This is a genomic window from Billgrantia pellis (assembly GCF_008297955.1).
GTDB classification, from domain to species: Bacteria; Pseudomonadota; Gammaproteobacteria; order Pseudomonadales; family Halomonadaceae; genus Halomonas; species Halomonas pellis.
Genome location: NZ_VTPY01000002.1, coordinates 226713 through 244774 on the forward strand (window position 1 = coordinate 226713; position 18062 = coordinate 244774).

General features: G+C 65.1%; 16 protein-coding genes. 12 read left to right on the forward strand and 4 right to left on the reverse strand.

Annotation, left to right across the window (positions count from 1 at the left end):
- Positions 1-3: 3 nt before the first annotated feature.
- The 3 genes from cydB to F0A17_RS04580 all read right to left on the reverse strand — a co-directional run bounded on the left by cydB (position 4) and on the right by F0A17_RS04580 (position 3693).
- A complete protein-coding gene (cydB, locus tag F0A17_RS04570; RefSeq protein ID WP_149327180.1) occupies positions 4-1014 on the reverse strand; it encodes a cytochrome d ubiquinol oxidase subunit II in 1011 nt (336 codons plus the stop codon).
- Positions 1015-1016: 2 nt separating this feature from the next.
- On the reverse strand, positions 1017-2429 hold the full coding sequence (locus F0A17_RS04575; RefSeq protein ID WP_149327181.1) for a cytochrome ubiquinol oxidase subunit I: 1413 nt from the start codon (positions 2427-2429) through the stop codon (positions 1017-1019).
- Between the two features lie 277 nt (positions 2430-2706).
- Positions 2707-3693, reverse strand: coding sequence for a calcium/sodium antiporter (locus F0A17_RS04580; RefSeq protein ID WP_149327182.1), 987 nt, complete (start codon positions 3691-3693; stop codon positions 2707-2709).
- 144 nt (positions 3694-3837) lie between these two features.
- Between F0A17_RS04580 and F0A17_RS04585 the strand changes: the two genes are divergently transcribed.
- The 8 genes from F0A17_RS04585 (at position 3838) to F0A17_RS04620 (ending at position 13772) form a co-directional block, all read left to right on the forward strand.
- Complete coding sequence (locus tag F0A17_RS04585) at positions 3838-5184, forward strand: paraquat-inducible protein A (protein ID WP_228716808.1); 1347 nt, start codon at positions 3838-3840, stop codon at positions 5182-5184.
- Entirely contained in the window at positions 5181-6860 is a 1680-nt protein-coding gene (pqiB, locus tag F0A17_RS04590) for an intermembrane transport protein PqiB (protein WP_149327184.1), read from the forward strand. The genes F0A17_RS04585 and pqiB overlap by 4 nt, the downstream gene beginning before the upstream one ends.
- Positions 6861-6914: 54 nt before the next feature.
- Positions 6915-7499: a PqiC family protein gene (locus F0A17_RS04595; RefSeq protein WP_149327185.1), complete on the forward strand. Its 585-nt coding sequence runs from the start codon at positions 6915-6917 to the stop codon at positions 7497-7499.
- A gap of 164 nt (positions 7500-7663) precedes the next feature.
- Complete coding sequence (locus F0A17_RS04600) at positions 7664-8962, forward strand: DEAD/DEAH box helicase (RefSeq protein WP_149327186.1); 1299 nt, start codon at positions 7664-7666, stop codon at positions 8960-8962.
- Positions 8963-9090: 128 nt separating this feature from the next.
- Positions 9091-9633 (forward strand): hypothetical protein, encoded by a 543-nt coding sequence (locus F0A17_RS04605; RefSeq protein ID WP_149327187.1) that lies wholly within the window; start codon positions 9091-9093, stop codon positions 9631-9633.
- Positions 9626-10837: a CynX/NimT family MFS transporter gene (locus F0A17_RS04610; RefSeq protein ID WP_228716809.1), complete on the forward strand. Its 1212-nt coding sequence runs from the start codon at positions 9626-9628 to the stop codon at positions 10835-10837. Before F0A17_RS04605 ends, F0A17_RS04610 begins: the two co-directional genes overlap by 8 nt.
- Before the next feature lie 137 nt (positions 10838-10974).
- Positions 10975-12027, forward strand: a complete 1053-nt coding sequence (locus F0A17_RS04615) for an asparaginase (protein ID WP_228716810.1) — start codon at positions 10975-10977, stop codon at positions 12025-12027.
- A 179-nt stretch (positions 12028-12206) separates the two neighbouring features.
- Complete coding sequence (locus F0A17_RS04620; RefSeq protein ID WP_149327188.1) at positions 12207-13772, forward strand: sensor domain-containing diguanylate cyclase; 1566 nt, start codon at positions 12207-12209, stop codon at positions 13770-13772.
- 136 nt (positions 13773-13908) lie between these two features.
- Here the strand turns inward: F0A17_RS04620 and trhP are convergent, their stop codons facing one another.
- Complete coding sequence (trhP, locus tag F0A17_RS04625; protein ID WP_149327189.1) at positions 13909-15339, reverse strand: prephenate-dependent tRNA uridine(34) hydroxylase TrhP; 1431 nt, start codon at positions 15337-15339, stop codon at positions 13909-13911.
- Between the two features lie 233 nt (positions 15340-15572).
- On the opposite strand from trhP, the gene queC reads away from it, so the two are divergent.
- Genes queC through F0A17_RS04645 form a run of 4 tightly spaced genes read left to right on the forward strand, consistent with a single transcriptional unit; the run spans position 15573 to position 18053 of the window.
- Positions 15573-16274 (forward strand): 7-cyano-7-deazaguanine synthase QueC, encoded by a 702-nt coding sequence (gene queC / locus F0A17_RS04630; RefSeq protein ID WP_149327190.1) that lies wholly within the window; start codon positions 15573-15575, stop codon positions 16272-16274.
- The gene (gene queE, locus F0A17_RS04635) at positions 16274-16918 is read left to right on the forward strand and encodes a 7-carboxy-7-deazaguanine synthase (protein ID WP_149327191.1); all 645 of its coding nucleotides are present in this window, start codon (positions 16274-16276) and stop codon (positions 16916-16918) included. The genes queC and queE overlap by 1 nt, the downstream gene beginning before the upstream one ends.
- Positions 16918-17763, forward strand: a complete 846-nt coding sequence (locus F0A17_RS04640; protein ID WP_149327192.1) for a 6-carboxytetrahydropterin synthase — start codon at positions 16918-16920, stop codon at positions 17761-17763. The genes queE and F0A17_RS04640 overlap by 1 nt, the downstream gene beginning before the upstream one ends.
- The gene (locus tag F0A17_RS04645; protein ID WP_149327193.1) at positions 17760-18053 is read left to right on the forward strand and encodes a YkgJ family cysteine cluster protein; all 294 of its coding nucleotides are present in this window, start codon (positions 17760-17762) and stop codon (positions 18051-18053) included. Before F0A17_RS04640 ends, F0A17_RS04645 begins: the two co-directional genes overlap by 4 nt.
- Positions 18054-18062 lie beyond the last annotated feature (9 nt).

Here is an 18062-nt window from a genome sequence, read left to right on the forward strand (position 1 = left end):
GCGTCAGTGGTAGCCTTCGCCGGCGCGCACCTTGCCGCGAAACACCCAGTAGGACCAGAAGGTATAGACCAGTACGAAAGGCAGCACGAAGAGCACGCCGATCAGCAGGAAGAGCTGAGATTCCGGTGCGGAGGCCGCATCCCAGATGGTGTAGTTCGGCGGCACGATCCAGGGCCACTTGCTGACCACCAACCCCAGGTAGGTGAACAGGAAAGTGCCCAGTGTCGCGATGAACGGAAGCACCTCGTAGCCGCGGCGCGACGCCCAAAACACCGTGAACATGCACAGCAGGGTCAGTGCCGGCAGCACCCAGATTACATGGAGATTGCCGAACCACCGCTCCCACACCACGTCGTTCACCAGCGGCGTCCAGATGCTGATGATGGCAAAGATGACCAGCACGGCCAGCAGCAGTGGCGTGGTCAGCCGGTAGGCCCACTGCTGGATATAGCCTTCCGACTTGAGAATCAGCCAGGTGGTCCCCAGCAGCGCGTAGCCGATCATGATGCCGATGCCGGTCAGCAGCGTGAACGGGGTCAGCCAGTCGAACGGACCGCCGACGTAGACACCGTTCTCGGTTTCGAAGCCCTGGATGTAAGTGCCCACCACGGCGCCCTGGGCGAAGGCCGCCACGGCAGAGCCACCGCTGAAGGCGAGATTCCATAATCGCCGACCGCGCCGATCGCGACGCGACTTGAAGCGCAACTCGAAGGCCACGCCGCGAAACACCAGGCCCGCCAACATCAGAAACACGCCGATGTAGAGCGCCGGCAGGAACACCGAATAGACCAATGGAAACGCCGCCAGCAGCCCGGCGCCTCCCAGCACTAGCCAGGTTTCGTTGCCATCCCATACCGGTGCGACGGAGTTCATCATCACGTCACGGGCATCCTCGTCGGGCGCGAAGGGGAAGAGGATACCGAGCCCCAGGTCGAAGCCATCCATCAGCACGTACATCATGATGCCGAAGCCGATGATCAGCGCCCAGATGAGCGATAGATCGAACATCTCCATGATCAGGCTCCCTCCTTGGATGGGTCATCGTCGAACGGGGTATGGGTCGCCGACCACGGCCGCTTGGGGGTCTCGAAGTCGTCGATCACCTTGTCCTCCTCCTTCTCCTGCATACCGTAGCGAATGACCCGCGTCAGGTAGTAAGTCCCCGCATAGAAGATCACCGCATAGACCGCCATGTAGCCGAGCAGGGTGAACAGCGCCATGCCACCGGTCAGCGATGGCGTGACGCCCTCCTCGTGCGACATCATGCCGTAGACCAGCCACGGCGCCCGGCCGGACTCGGTGGTGATCCAGCCGGCGAGCACGGCGATGAAAGGGGTGATGGACATCAACCGCAGCGTCTGCAGGAAGGGGCGCGAATGATAGATGCGACCGCCGCGGCGCAGGGTGAGCCCCACCAACGAGACCGCGATCATCAGCAGGCCGAGGCCGACCATGACACGGAACGACCAGAAAATGATCGCCACCGGCGGCTGCTCCTCGGGGGGCGCCTCGATGATGCCCGGGATCTCGCCATCCAGCTCATGGGTCAGGATCAGGCTCGCGGCATAGGGAATGCCGATCTCGAAGCGATTCTGCTGCGCTTCCTGATCCGGCAGCGCGAAGATCAGGAACGGCGCACCGCGCCGGGTTTCCCAGTTCCCCTCCATGGCGGAGAGCTTGACCGGCTGATGCTCGAAGGTATTGAGCCCGTGGAAGTCGCCCACCAGCGCCTGGGTCGGCGTCAGCACCAGCAGCATCCACAGGCACATGGAGAGCGCCTTGCGGTTGGCCTCGACATCGCGCCCGATCAGCAGGTACCAGGCGCTGACGCCCGCCACCACGAAGCCGCCGGTGATGAACGACGCCATGGCCATGTGGGCGAAGCGGAACGGGAAGGACGGGTTGAAGATCGCGTCGATCCATGAGGTGACCCGAAACGTGCCATCCACCAGCTCGACCCCTGCGGGGGTGTGCATCCAGCTATTGGCCGCCAGAATCCAGAAGGTGGAAATGAAAGTTCCCAGCGCCACCATGATCGCGGCGAACAGATGCACCCCCTGGGGCACCCTGCCTCGACCGAACAGCAGCACGCCGAGGAAAGCCGCCTCGAGGAAGAAGGCGGTCACCACCTCGTAGCTCAGCAGCGGTCCGATGAAGTTGGCGGCCGCCTGGGAGAAGTTGCTCCAGTTGGTACCGAACTGGAAGGACATGACGATCCCCGAGACCACCCCCATGCCAAAGGCGACAGCAAAGACTCTCGTCCATAGCAGCGCCAGGCGATCCCACGCCGGATTCTGCGTTTTGTAGAAAAGTCCCTGCAGCACGGCGATGTAGGACGCCAGGCCGATGGTGAAGACCGGAAAGATGGCGTGAAAGGAGACGACGAAAGCGAACTGCAGTCGCGACAGCAATAGCGGGTCAAGCTCCATGACGTTTGCCTCTTGGCTGCGTAAGAGTTCACGTCTCAAGGGATGCGAATTGCACCGCGGTGCGTTGTTATGCCTTGGGCAATGCCATCCTGGCCTGCCTTGGCGCATTTCACCTCGACACACTGATGAGCCTAGATCAGGACACTCTGAAAGGGCAGCCGATCAGAGCAACCCATACATTCCGTTTCAGTCCAGGCACAAAAATTGTGGCGCGAACGGTCATACCATGCCATGTCCGCGCCGCGGAAAAGGCTGTGTCGTGTTGACGCAGCCACGTCTATCCCCCTGCCGAGGCCGTGACCACCAGGCGGACCATGAAGGCGGTATAACCGACGAACAGCGCCAGCAACATGGCACCCTCAAGGCGGTTGATGCGGCCCGGACGCCCCTTCCAGCCAATGGCGAAGACGGCCATCAGCACCGTCATGACGGTCATCAGGCTCCAGTCGCGCAGCAGCACTTCGCTGCCGACCTCGATGGGGGCGATCACCGCGGCCAACCCCACCACACCGAGCGTGTTGAACAAATTGGAACCGACGACATTGCCCACCACCAGATCGTGCTCGCCTCGACGCAGCGCACTGAAGGAGGAGGCCAGTTCAGGCAACGAGGTACCGATGGCGACAACGGTCAGGCCGATGATCAGATCGCTGACGCCGAAGGCCTGCGCGATCTCGACCGCCCCCCACACCAGCACTCGCGAGCTGAGCACCAGCAACGCCAGCCCCACGAATGTCCAGATCACGCCGGCGCGCAGCGACATGGGATGCGCCTGGAGGCTCTCTTCGGTCTCGTCGGCCAGCGGGTCGGAACCGGTGCGCCGGGCCTGCCAGATGCTGAAGGTGATCATGCCCGCCAACAGCACGAGCAGCACGATGCCTTCGAAGCGCCCCACAAACCCGCCCCACATCAGCCCGGCCGACAGCAATGTCACCACCACCAGCACCGGGACTTCACGGCGGATCACGCCGGAATGCACGGCGAGCGGCGAGATCAGCGCCATCGTCCCCAGGATCAGGCCGATGTTGGCGATGTTCGATCCGTAGCCATTGCCCAGCGCCAGCCCGGGGTTGCCCTGCGCCGCCGCCAATGACGAAACCATCAGCTCGGGGGCCGAGGTGCCGAAGCCGATGACCAGCATGCCGACCAGTAGCGGGGATACGCCCAGACGCCGTGACGTCGCCGCCGCCCCATCCACAAAGCGCTCGGCGCTCCAGACAAGCAGTACGAGCCCCGCCGCCACGGCCAGTAGGGGAAAAAGCATTTCATCTCCTTGGGAACATTCAGGAACGAATGTTTGTATATGGTACGTATAGCGTCAACGTGTCACACTTTTCCTGCAATCGTCTGGCCTGGAAGCATCAGGTCGGCCGCTCATGCGTCACACAGTTTCCGGGGCAATCGTTTCGTGCTCAAGCATATCCTGCGGCTACCCGCCGCCCCGGGCGAACCCCGGGTCGACCAGACGCCTCCCGAGGCGCGCACCTCGCGCCGCCGGCTGCGTGCCTGTCACGAATGCGACTGGCTGGTGGCGCTGCCTCCGCTGCGCCCCGGCCAGAAGGCCGACTGCCCGCGCTGCGGCCATACCCTGGCCACCCGCCACCATCAGCCGGCCCAGCGCAGTATGGCGCTGGCCATGGCCGCCATGGTGGCGCTGCTGCTGGCAATCTCCTTCCCCTTCGCCAGCTTCAGCGTCAGCGGTCTGGGCAACCGCATCGAACTGACCGAGACCGCCACTACCCTGATCGGCTTTCATCAGCCCCTCGTGGGCATTGCCGTGATTCTAACCATTGTGGTGTTGCCGGCCATCTATTTACTGGGCGTGATCTGGCTGCAATTGGGTTTGTTGCAGGACGAGCCGCTACCCGCCAGCCGTACCATCGCGCGCACGCTGTCCCATCTTCACCCCTGGATGATGACCGACGTGTTCATCATCGGGGCGCTGGTCAGCCTGTTCAAGGTGGCGGGCATGGCCGAGGTCGACCTGGGCCTGTCGTTCTGGGCCTTCTGCGTCTTCGCCGTGCTTCTCCTGCTGACCACCCAATCGATCGATTCGGACTGGATGTGGTTCTCGCTGGCCGGCGAGCCGCTGGCCCCCGAAGGCGTTCGCACAGGACGCACCGCGGCTAGCCAGGGCCTTTCCGGCTGCCCCACCTGCGGCCTGGTCAATCGCCTGGACGCCATGGGCCGCGGCCACTGCCAGCGCTGTGGCGAACGCCTGCACGCGCGCGCCCCACACAGTCTCCAGCGTACCTGGGCTCTGCTGGCCACCGCCGCCCTGATGTACCTGCCAGCCAACCTCTACCCCATCATGACCACCACCAGCCTGGGGCAGTCATCGCCCTCCACCATCATCGGCGGGGTAGTGGAACTGATTCAGATGGGCTCATGGCCTGTCGCCGCGGTAATCTTCGTCGCCAGTGTCATCGTCCCGGTAGGCAAGCTGGTGGCGCTGGCATGGTTGTGCCTGGTGGCCGAGCGCAGCGCCGAACTCAATCCCGTCAACCGCACCCGCCTCTACCGTCTGACCGAATTCATCGGCCGCTGGTCGATGGTCGATGTCTTCGTCGTCGCCATACTGGTGGCGCTGATCCGTGCGGGTTCGCTGATGGCGATCACCCCCGGCCCCGCCGCGCTGGCGTTCGCCGCGGTGGTAGTGCTGACCATGCTGGCGGCCATGACTTTCGATCCCCGTCTTATCTGGGACACGCCTCCGCCGCGTGACTCCCATCACACGCAAGGAATGTCCGGATGAGCGAGACATCGCGCGAGCACGAGCCACCCAAAGAGATGCACCGCGCCAAAGCCACGCCACAGCGACGTCTGTCACCGATCTGGATCGTCCCGATCGTGGCGGTCCTCATCGGCCTCTGGTTGGTCTACGACAACTATCGCAGCCGCGGACCGCTGATCACCCTGACCATGAGCAGCGCCGAAGGCATCGAGGCCGGCAGCACCTTGATCAAGACCCGCAATGTCGAGGTGGGACGCGTCGAGCGCGTGCAGCTCTCGGATGACCTCAGCCATGCCGTGATCACCGCGCGCATGTCGCCCCAAGCCGAGCCCATGCTCACCGAGGGCAGCCGCTTCTGGGTCGTGAAGCCACGCATCGGTCGCGAAGGGATCAGCGGTTTGGGCACCGTGCTCTCCGGCGCCTACATACAGCTCGAGCCCGGCAGCGGAGAGCCCGGTGCTCGCGAGTTCCAGGTCAGCGATCAGCCCCCCGTGGCCCCGGCCGACGCCGCCGGCCTGCGCGTCAACCTGGTCAGTCAGCTCGGCAACTCGCTGCGCCCCGGCGACCCTGTGACCTATCAGGGCTATACCGTGGGACGCGTGGAGGAGGTCGACTTCGATCCCGACAGCCGGCGCATGAACCAGCGGATCTTCATCGAAAGCCCCTATGATCGCCTGGTCACCGAAAACACCCGCTTCTGGTCGGCCAGCGGCGTCGACCTGCGCCTCGATGCGGATGGTTTTCGCGTCAATGTGGAGTCGATCGAGGCGCTGCTCGGCGGTGGCGTCACCTTCGGCGTCCCCGACGACCTGCCGCGCGGACGCCCCGTCGAGAATGACACCGAGTTCAGCCTCCACACCGACGAAGAGAGCGCACGCCAGGGCACTTTCGACCGCTACCTGGAATACGTGCTGCTGGTCGAGGACAGCGTGCGCGGCCTGTCGCGCGGAGCCCCGGTTGAGTTTCGCGGTGTGCGCATCGGGTCCGTGGCTGCCGTTCCATGGCGGTTCACCGCCAGCCAGCCCAATACCCGCGAAGGGTTTTCCATTCCCGTGCTGATCCGCATCGAACCGCAGCGCCTGGGCATCGAGAACGAGCAGATCGATCTGCAAGAGTGGGACGAACGCTTCCACCGCCTGTTCGAACGAGGGCTGCGCGCATCGCTCAAGTCGGGCAACCTGCTCACTGGTGCGATGTTCGTCGACATCAATTTCTACCGCGAGGAGGCGGAAGACTATACGGCGGCGACATTCAGCGACCGCGATGTCTTCCCCACCACTTCCACCGGTTTCGCCCAGATCGAGGCCCAGGTGACGAACTTGCTGGAGAAGCTCAACGCACTCGAAATCGAGCCGCTGCTGGCGGGACTCGACCGCAACCTCGCCACCTCCGAGGCCATGCTCAACGAGGTACGCGAACTGAGCGCATCATTGCAGGACGTCCTCGACGATCCCGGCACCCGCAATCTGCCCTCCAACCTCAACGACTCCCTGGAGGCGCTGCGCGAGACGCTGGAGGGCCTATCGCCCGATTCCAACGCCTATCGCGAGCTGACCGGCGCTGCCGAACGCCTGGAGCGCCTGATGCGCGACCTGCAACCGGTCACCCGTACGCTCAACGAGAACCCGCGCGCCCTGCTGTTCGACAGCCTCGAGGCAGAGGACCCACAGCCCAGGGCGCCACGCCGCGATCAATAGCGACAAGGAGCGATTCGTTATGCTGATGACAGAGTTCTCTTGCTGGAGCCCCGTATGAAGTCGATGCTCTGGTCGTTTCTCCTGGTCGGCGCGCTCGGGGTGAGCGGCTGCGCTTCGTCCACGCCACCGGCCAATCGTTTCATGTTGCCGGGCAGCGAGGCTGCGCCGACGCCGACCGGCCAGGCCGAATACGTGCTGCTGGTCCAGTCGCCTCGCCTGGCGCATTACCTGGACGTCGACGGCATCGTACTGCAACTCGACGACATCACCCTCAATGCCGCGCGCCAGCATCTCTGGGCAGAACCCTTGGGGCGACAGCTGGAACGCGGCTTGCGCACACGACTGGCCGAGCGCCTGCCGAACACCCGCGTGGTACGCGACGAAAGCGCTACGGGGCGCGGCAACGCCATGCGCCTGCGCCTGGAGGTCGATCGCTTCCAGGGTCGCCACGACGGCGTGGCCATCGCCAGTGGCCAGTGGCAATTGCTGGCTCCCGACGGTCGCCTGGTGGCCATGGAGCGCTTCCATGCCGAGACGGAGCTCGACGACGACGGCTACCCGGCACTGGTCCGCGCGCTCGGCCGCAGTTGGGATCGGGTCGCCGACGATATCGCCAGCGGGATACGCCGTGGCCGATAATGCACGACGTAGCTGCGCCATCGGCCAGGTTATGGCATACTGCCGCTCGCGGCGACCCGCAGTCCCTCCTGCCGCGCCCTGAACCGAATTTCTCACGCCCCGGCCCGGGACTGGCCATGTGTTCAATGCACATGGCGTGGCCAGGGCGCATCTGCGGAGACCGCATGACTTTTTCCGAACTCGGCTTACGAGCCGAACTGCTGCGTGCCGTCGAGGCACAAGGCTACACCACGCCGACCCCGATACAGCGCCAGGCCATCCCGGCGGTACTCGAAGGCGGCGACCTCCTGGCCAGCGCCCAGACCGGTACCGGCAAGACCGCCGGCTTCACCCTGCCGATGCTGCAGCGCCTGGCCGACGGCCCGCGCCCCGGCAAACGCCAGGTGCGCGCGCTGGTCCTGACCCCGACACGCGAGCTGGCCGCCCAGGTGGGTGAGAGCGTGGCCGATTACGGCCGCCACCTGACGCTGAAGAGCCACGTCATCTTCGGCGGCGTCGGGCAACAACCGCAAGTGGATGCCATTCGTTCGGGGCTGGACGTGCTCGTCGCCACTCCGGGTCGCCTGCTCGACCTGCACCAGCAGAAGCACGTGGACCTTTCCTGTGTGGAGATCCTGGTGCTCGACGAAGCCGACCGCATGCTCGACATGGGCTTTATCCACGATATTCGCAAGGTGCTTCGCCTGCTGCCCGAGAAGCGCCAGAACCTGTTGTTCTCCGCGACTTTCTCCGACGAGATCCAGGCGCTTGCGGGCAAACTGCTGGACAATCCCGAGAAGATCGAGGTGGCACGGCGCAATACCACGGCCGAGACCGTCGACCAGGCGATCTATCGTGTCGATCGTGACAAGAAGCGCGACTTGCTGGCTCACTTGATCACCCGCCACGGCTGGGATCAGGTTCTGGTCTTCACTCGCACCAAGCATGGTGCCAACCGCCTGGCCGAGCAGCTGTCAAAGCAGGACATCCCTGCCATGGCCATCCACGGCAACAAGAGCCAGTCGGCGCGCACTCGGGCGCTTTCCGCATTCAAGAGCGGCGAATTGCAGGTATTGGTGGCGACCGATATCGCCGCCCGTGGCCTGGACATCAGCGAACTCCCTCATGTGGTCAACTTCGAGCTCCCCAACGTCGCCGAAGACTACGTTCACCGTATCGGCCGTACCGGCCGCGCCGGCAGCGAAGGCCAGGCGGTATCATTGGTATGCGTCGACGAGCATGGCCTGTTGAAGGGCATCGAACGCTTGATCAAACGTGACCTGGAGAAGCGAATCGAACCGGGTTTCGAGCCCGATCCCAACGCCAGGCCCGAACCGATCGAGAATGGCCGCGGCCGAGGGGGCCAGCGCAATGGGGGGCAACGCCGACAGGGCGGCGCCACGCGTGGGCAGCCCGGCGAGAGCCGTAGCGACACCGAAACCCGCGCCCCGCGCCGGCGTCGCAGTCGGGCAAGGCGGGCCTGAGCGCGCGTTGCCCTGTGACTCGCTTGGTAGAAATCGTTGAAATGTGAGAAGTTATACGACGCCATGGCAGCGACGAGAGGCCCCCGGGGCCCGACGACACGCGCATCGACAAGCAAGGAGACTCGACCATGCTCAAGTGGCTGACCGGAAGGCAACCGATTCCGGTCTGGGTCATCAAGCAGATCGACGAGAAACTGCTGCACCTATGCGGACAGGGCAGCGTCGAGCCTCGCGCGAAGCGCAGCGATGTGGTCGAAGTGCTGCATGCCACCCGCTACGAAGGCGCCGTTTGCATGGCCAATGGCGTGGTGCTCAATGCGCGATTGTTCGCAGCCCTGGTACCGCTCGAGGCCCTGCAGCTGGACGACCGCGGCCACGCCCATTGGCGTGGCCGCGCCTGGCACGTCTCCCAGGTGCCTCAACGCTGCTGGACCTACGACGGCCGCCTGGTATGTCAGCGCCAGGTGCAAGGCAGCCAGGAAACGCGGGTCAGCGTCGAGGACGTATCGGGCATCAGCCGCCACATTCAAGAGGCGACGCTCCCCGGCTCAGTCGATTTCGGACCGCCCGGCGTCGATGAGCATCCGTTGATCGCACCGCGTGACGGTGGGCGTGGCGTATCCGCTCGCCACGAGCGTCGTTCCAAACGTTGGCGGGAACGCAATGACTGAAATTCGTCCCCCGATGCGTCACATTGCGCTTTTTTTGCTGCTGATGGTGCTGGTCGGGCTCAACCTGCGCCCCGCCCTCTCATCGCTCGCACCGCTGCTCGCCCGCATCCAGGCCGATACCGGCCTCTCCGCATTGGCCATCGGTGCTTTGACCACCCTTCCGGTCCTGTGCCTGGGTATCTTTGCACCGCTGGCCCCCTGGCTGTCCAAGCGAATGGGGCCGGAGGTCACCCTCTCGCTCGCCCTCGTCACGCTGATCCTCGGATTGCTGGCACGCAGCGCACCCTTCGTCCCGCTGCTGTTCCTGGGCACCCTGATGGTCGGGGCGGCGATCGGCGTTGCCGGCACGTTGCTGCCGGCGCTGGTCAAGCGGGAGCTGCCCGCCGGGGCTGACTTGATGACCGGCGTCTATACCATGGCCCTCTGTCTCGGCGGCGCCCTCGGTGCCGGGTTGAGCATTCCCCTGGCGGAGTTCTGGTCGGGTTGGCGCCCCAGCCTGGCCAGTTGGGCACTTCTCGGCGGCGTGGCGTTGGTGGCTTGGGTCACCCTGATGCCTCGCACCCCGCGCGGTACGACCGTTGCCACGCCCGGTGGCTCCATGCGGGACCTGCTCGGCCAGCCGCTGGCTTGGCAGGTGACGATCTATATGGGCACTCAGTCCTCGCTGGCCTATATCGTATTCGGCTGGCTCCCCACCCTGCTGCTACAGCGCGGCTACAGCGAGTCGGAGGCCGGCTGGCTGATGGCCGCTTCGGTCATGGTGCAGCTGATTTCAGCGCTGGGAGCGCCCTGGCTGGCGCGCCTGGGACGCGACCAACGTCCTGCTCTGCTGCTCGTCCTGGGTTGCGTTGCCGCCGGCCTGTGGCTGCTGTTGCTGGGCCCTCTCGCCTGGCGCTGGCTGGGCGTCGTGCTGCTCGGTCTGGGCCAGGGCGGTAGCTTCAGCCTGGCCCTGACACTGATCGTATTGCGCACGGCCAACTCGCGCTTGGCCGGCAAACTCTCGGGCCTCGCCCAGGGGGGCGGCTATACGTTGGCTGCCGCGGGACCGCTGGCGGTGGGCGTGCTGCTGCAATTGAAGGTGGGCATGGTCGCCATCACGGCAACCTTGCTGCTGATCGTCGCGGTGGCGGTCGGGTTCGCCATGCTGGCAGGGCGCAACCGGCGTCTCGACGTGGACCCCGAAGGACGCCTGGCCACTCGCTGAGCCGGATCTCGTCGCCGCCCAATGAGGCGGGCTTCTCTCTTGGGGGCACCGTCACCCCCCGGTGGATGAGAACCGCGGCGCCAGTCGCTATGATGGGGCCGCCTAGCCCGATTGATCTTATGTCGTCAGGAGCTTGCATGAACGTGATCCCCCTCGACGAGCGCCCTGTGTTGGTTCTCTACGCCGGCGGCACCTTGGGCATGGTCGCCACGCCGCAGGGCCTGGCTCCCGGAGACGATATGGAGGGGCGTTTGCGTCGCGCTCTCGATACGCTGCCGCCTACACGACAGGCCGGCCTGCCGCACTTCGTGTTCCGCGCGCTCGAACCGGCCATCGACTCCAGCGCAGCCACTCCCCGCGACTGGCAACAGCTGGGACGCAGCGTCGCCGCCGCCGTCGGCGACCACGCCGGCGTCGTGGTCCTGCATGGCACCGATACCCTGACATGGACGGCAGCCAGCCTGGCCTACCAACTGCAAGGGCTCGATCGTCCCGTGGTGGTCACCGGCGCCATGCTTCCACTCGAGGCAGAGGGCAGCGACGCGCTGGACAATGTCGAGCTGGCCCTGCGCTTCGCCGCCGAGCCCCGCCTGCAGGAGGTCGCGATCGCCTTTGCCGGTCGGCTGCTGCGCGGCGTTCGCACGCGCAAGCGGCATAGCGAAGCGCTGTCTGCCTTCGACAGCCCCGACTATCCGCCGCTGGGTGAGCGAGTCGACGCCGATGCCGTGCTCTTCCCCGGTCGTGGTCTCGAGGCTCAGCAGCGTGGCGCTCCACGGTTCGAGCTCCCCGATTATGGCCCGCTGGCCGAGGGCGGCGTCGTGCGTATCGCCCTGTGGCCTGGCATTCAATCCTGGCAGGTCGAGGCCTGGCTGGCCGATGATCGGGTCCGGGGCGGATTGCTGGAAGTGTGGGGAGCCGGCAACGTGCCGTCGGATCCGGCCCTGTTGGGCGCGCTGGCCCGAGCTGGCGGCGAGGGTAAGCTGCTGGCGGCCGTCAGCCAGTGCACCGCCGGCGGCCTCGCTCCGGGTCACTACGCCGCCGGCCAGGGGCTGGTCCAGGCCGGCGTGCTCTCCAGCGATGCGATGACCGCCGAAGCCGCGTTGACCAAGCTGGTCCATCTGCTGGCCCAGCCACTGGGGAACGACGAGCGCCGACAGCGCTTCCTCACTCCCTTGGTGGGGGAGCGTTGATTCGACGCCACGCACGGGCCAGCGATGACGGCAATGCGCGAGTTGCAGGTACGCACAGGAGGCGGTGATCCTCTCGATGCATCGTTGAGGAAACGCCGAGCGGCCCAACGTTTACGTCACGACGAGTTTGTTAGGATAACTTTGGGTCAATCAATAACAACCGACAGGCAGGGAACATCATGCCGCTCGATAGGATATCGACCGCCGCACATGACGGCGCGACTGGCCCCGCGACCTCCGATCTGCCCCCGCTTCCCGACGCCTTACGTCAGCGTCTGGCCGACTGCCGCAGCCTGCCCAGTCTGCCAGCTGCCGCGGCACGGGTCATCAACATCGCCCGCTCACCGGAGCCGCGCCTGGCGGACTATGCCCGCGCCATCGAGCAGGACCCGGCGCTGACCCTGCGCCTGCTCTCCATGGCCAACAGCGCCTTCTATTCGCGTGGCGGCAATCCCGTGACCAACGGTCTCGACGCCGTTTCCCGCATCGGACTCGACGCCACCCTGACGGCCGCCTTGAGCTTCGGCCTGCCTCGCCCCGGCTCAAGCGAAGCGCTCGAGTACGAGTACCTGTGCCAGCGCGCCGTCATTGCCGCGTCGGCTGCCCAGGAGCTAGCCCAGCACCTCTGCCCTCATGAGGCCGGGCAGCTTTTCACCACCGCCCTGCTGCAGGACATCGGCATTCTGGCGCTCGAGGCCGTGGATGGCGAACGTTACACCGACCACATCCCCGGAATTCGCCAGCATCAAAGCCTGGTCGATGCGGAGCTGGCGCTCTACGGCTGCGACCATGCGCTGGTCGGCGCCTGGTTGGCGCTCAGTTGGGGGGTGCCCGGCCCCATGGCAGCGGGCATCATCGCCAGCCACGGCCCCCTGATCGATGGCGACCCGCACTGTCTCTGCCTGCGCCTGTCGTGTCGTATCGCCGATTGCTGGCTGGCCGCCGACTCGGCCTCCGCCTTCAGCATCCTCCTGCGCCAGTTGGCCTCCCTGGCCTCGCTGGATATCGTCATGCTGATGACGGTCATGCAGGACCTCCAGCATCGACTGCCCTCGTTGGCCAAGCTGTTCGAGATCACTTGCCCGCCGGCCATCGACAGCCTGCACTTGCTGGCCGAAGCCAAGGAACTCCTCTTCGAGCAGAACCTGCGCATGACCATGAGACTCGCCGAGCAGCAGCGCGAGCTGGAGGCGCTACATGCCAGCCACGTCGCTCTCGATGAGCAGCACCGCACCGATCATCTGACCCAGCTCGCCAATCGTACCTGGCTGGAAAAACGGCTCGATCAACATTTTGAATGCGCTCGTGCCGCCGATCAGCCGCTCTCGGTGATATTCATCGACCTCGACCATTTCAAACGCATCAACGATCGCTACGGCCATCGCTTCGGCGACGAAGTGCTGATTCACTTCGCCGCCGCACTCAATAATATGGTTCGGGAGAGTGATATCGCCGGTCGCTACGGAGGCGAGGAGTTCCTGGTCATCATGCCCAATACCCGCCGACAGTACGCCAGTCTCCTGGCCGACCGAATCCGAGAGTACCTGGCCACCCAACCCCTGGCCCGGGCTGATGGCGAGGCGCTTCACGTGACGGCATCGATCGGTATCGCCGACCTGGAAGATGGCGACTTCGATTGTGCCGCGTCGCTGGTCGATGCGGCCGATCAGGCCATGTATGGCGTCAAGCGCGGCGGCCGAGATGGCGTGGGGCATTACGAAGAACCCACCAACCCCGCTTCATGAATTCGCGTCGCGGGCATCTCACTCCGTGACGGCACGATTCACGACACGAACGTGATGACAGGAGAACCATGTCAGAGGGCGGCCATTTGGCCGCCCTCCTCGTGACGCTCGATGGGTACAGAGCGGCAAGAGAGCCCTAGCCATGCAGATCGCGCATCAACAGCGCGAACTCGATGCGCTCCGGTGCAATGGCCTCGCCCGGCACGGGAATACGCACCACGTGACCGGAACCCGGTGCCGCCTGCACCGATTCGCCACGCTTGTTCTCGATACACGCAAGGCTGAAGCGTCGATTGCCACCGGGCAGCATCAGCTCCATGCCATCGCCGACCTCGAAGCGGTTCTTGACGTCCACCTCGAGCACGCCGCGGTCGGGGTCGTAGCCGATCACCTCGCCGACGAACTGCTGATGCACGCCGACCGAGTTGCCTCGCTCGTAGTTCTGGTATTCATCGTGCACGTGACGACGATAAAACCCCTCTGTGTAGCCGCGATTGGCCAGGTTGTCGAGCTCGTCCATCAGGCGCATATCGAAGGGACGCCCCGCCACGGCGTCGTCGATCGCGCGACGATAAACCTGGGCGGTGCGCGCCACGTAGTAGTGCGACTTGGTGCGTCCTTCGATCTTGAGCGAGGTGACGCCCATCTCGGTCAACCGGGGCACGTGCTGCACCGCGCGCAGATCCTTGGAGTTCATGATGTAGGTGCCGTGCTCGTCCTCGTAGATCGGCATCAGTTCGCCGGGACGAGTGGCGTCCTCGATCAACGCCGAGAGTTCGTCCTGGCCTTCGACGCCACCGGCGGTCGCCGTGCTCTCGAAGCGTGGGCTACCGCCACCGGAAGCGATCAGTCCACCCATCCGCCCAGCCTGCCCTGGCGTCCAGACACCGCTCGCGGCATGGGCGGCCGCCGAGTTGGCCGGCACCAGGTCACCGGTCTCGTCCTGGGCCGCGGCTACGGTGTTGTACTTCCAACGGCAAGCATTGGTACAGGTTCCCTGGTTGGGATCACGGTGGTTGAAGTAGCCGGAAAGCAGGCAGCGTCCGGAATAGGCGATGCACAGCGCACCGTGAATGAAGGTCTCGATCTCCAGGTCGGGACACTCGGCACGGATCTCGGCGATTTCCTCGAGGGACAGCTCCCGCGACAGAATAATGCGGCTGATGCCCTGACGCTGCCAGAACTTCGCCGCGGCCCAGTTGACCACGTTGGATTGCACCGAAAGGTGGATCACCTGATCGGGCCAACGGTCACGAATCATCATGATCAGCCCCGGGTCTGACATGATCAGCGCGTCGGGACCCGCCTCGATCACCGGCTCCATGTCACGCAGGTAGGTCTTCAACTTACTGTTGTGCGGCGCGATGTTCGAGGCGACGTAGAACTGTTTGCCGCGCTCGTGAGCATAGGCGATGCCCTTGTGCAGATTGTCGATCTTGAAATCGTTGTTGCGCACGCGCAGTGAGTAGCGCGGCTGACCGGCGTAGACGGCATCGGCACCGTAGGCGAACGCATAACGCATGTTCTTGAACGTCCCCGCGGGGGAGAGCAGTTCGGGAGCTTTCATAAAGGGTCACCGTTTGCAGGACGATGCGAGATTACCTGAGAACTGGCTATGCTCGGCCAGGCAGGCTCGAAAGTCGACAAGGGGCGGAAATTATAGCAGCACGAGCACCCTGCCAGCATCATCAGGCCACGTGCACTTGTTTTTCCGGTCGAGTAAACTGACGCCCGCCGGACCGGATCCCGGCGCCTCGCGCACCGCGAGGAGCGATAAATTCTCCGATACCGAGTCTCGACATGCCCAACCTATCCGCCAAAGCCACCGTGGTGATCTACTCCGGCGGCATGGATTCCTTCACCGTTCTCCACCGCGCGTTGCGCGAGGGGCTCGACGTTTCCGCTCTCTCCTTCAACTACGGACAGCGCCACGCCCGTGAACTCGAGGTGGCAGCACGCGTCTGCCGGCAGCTCGGCGTGGCTCACCAAGTGGTCGATATTCGTGCGATCCACGGACTGATCGACGCCTCGGCGCTGACCGACACCCACCAGGCCCTTCCCGAAGGTGACTACGGCGAAGAGAACCTCGCCGCCACCGTCGTGCCCAATCGCAACATGGTGCTGCTCTCGCTGGCCATTGCCAAAGCGGTCAACATCGGCGCCGGCCGCGTCGACTACGGCGCTCACGGCGGCGATCATGTCCTCTACCCCGACTGCCGTCCCGAATTCGTCGAGCGCATGAATGCCGTGGCCGGTATCGCCAACTTCTCGCCGGTCGAGATCCACGCGCCCTTCCTGCACGCCAGCAAAGCGGACATTCTCGCCGCCGGGCTAGCCATGGGGCTCGACTATGCCGACACCTGGACCTGTTATCGCGGCGAACATCTGGCCTGTGGGCGCTGCGGCAGTTGCCGCGAGCGCCTGGCGGCGTTCGCCGCCAACGGCGCCACCGATCCTCTTGGCTATGTACCGCCGCACGACACACGGGCGGGAGAGCACTGATGTATCATGTCAAGGAAGCCTTCTATTCGCTACAGGGCGAAGGGGCGCGTACCGGCCGCGCCAGCGTCTTCTGTCGTTTCAGCGGTTGCAACCTGTGGTCGGGGCGCGAAGCGGACCGGGCGCATGCCGCCTGCCGCTTCTGTGATACCGATTTCGTCGGTACCGACGGTCAGCATGGCGGGCGCTTCGCCACATCCGAGGCCCTGGCGACACACCTTCAGGCGCTATGGCCCGAAACGCCGGGTGCCGCTGCACCCTACGTGGTTTTCACCGGCGGCGAACCGTTGCTGCAACTCGACGCGGCGCTGATCGACGCCCTCCATGCGCGCGGCTTCGAGGTGGCGGTGGAAACCAACGGCACGCTGCCGGCGCCTGCCGGGATCGACTGGCTCTGTGTCAGCCCCAAGGGCCACTCGCCGCTGGCGCTGACTGCCGGCGACGAACTCAAGCTGGTTCACCCTCAGGCCGACGCGCCACCCGACCGCTTCATCGGACTCGCCTTTCGCCACTTTTTCCTGCAGCCCATGGATGGCGCTCCCGCGGGTGAGCGCGTCGACCACCTGGCCAGCACCGTGGCGTATTGCCTGGCACATCCACAGTGGCGGCTGTCTCTGCAGACCCACAAGATCGCGGGAATCGACTGATGACGCTTTTCGTCAACCGCTTGACCCAACTCGACGTCTCGCTCTGGTGCCCGCAGCGCGGCCTGATCGGTGCCAGCTGGCAGGTCGACGCCGAACTCGACGGTGAACTCGGCGAGGATGGCATGTTGTTCGATTTCGGCGCGGTAAAGCCCTGGATCAAGTCACGGCTGGATGCCGGCATCGACCACACCCTGCTGGTCCCGACTCGCGCTCCGGCCATCGAGATCGCCGAGTGCGGCGAAGGGCTCAGCGTGTGCACAGCCCTGCCTTACCCCATGGAGATCCGTGCTCCACGACAAGCCTTCACCTTGTTGCCCTGGCAGGAAATCGCCCCGCAGCGCCTCGGCGACCATCTCGCTCGCGAGCTGATGAAGCGACCTCCTTCGCGGGTGAGCGACATCCGCCTGCGCTTGCGTGACGAGGTCATCGACGGCGCCGCTTACACCTACAGCCACGGGCTAAAGCGTCATGTCGGAAATTGCCAGCGCATTGCTCATGGTCATCGCTCGCGCCTGCATATCTGGCAGCGTGGCGAACGCTGCCCGGCGCTGGAGCAGGAGTGGGCCTCCCGGTTGAATGATCGATACCTGGTGGATGCGGAGGATATTCTCTGCCGCAACGAGCCCGAATGGCGCCACACCCTGACCAGCCGTTATCGCACCGACCAGGGCCGCTTCCATCTGCGGCTGCCGCTGGACCGCTGCATCGCCCTGCCCGGCCCGACCACGGTCGAACACATCGCAGCCTGGCTGGCCCAGCGCATCAGGGAGGAGACGGGGACAGCGACCCGCGTGCAAGCCTTCGAAGGCATCGACAAGGGCGCCATCGCCGAGGCGCGGACATGAGCGACCGGAACAGCGGCACGAGCCGGAGGCTCGCCCGGGCAGGCTGTCGTCCGGGCTGCGGCGCCTGCTGCATAGCGCCATCGATCAGTTCACCGATCCCCGGCATGCCGCAAGGGAAGCCAGCCGGGATACGCTGCGTGCAGCTCGACGAGAACCATCTCTGCCGCCTGTTCGGCGACCCGCGCCGGCCTGCGGTGTGCCACCGCTTCGACTACGATCCCGAACTGTGCGGTAACGACCGCGACCAGGCGCTCGAGCGGATCGCCCTGTTGGAACACGGCACCGCCTAGGGTCCGGGC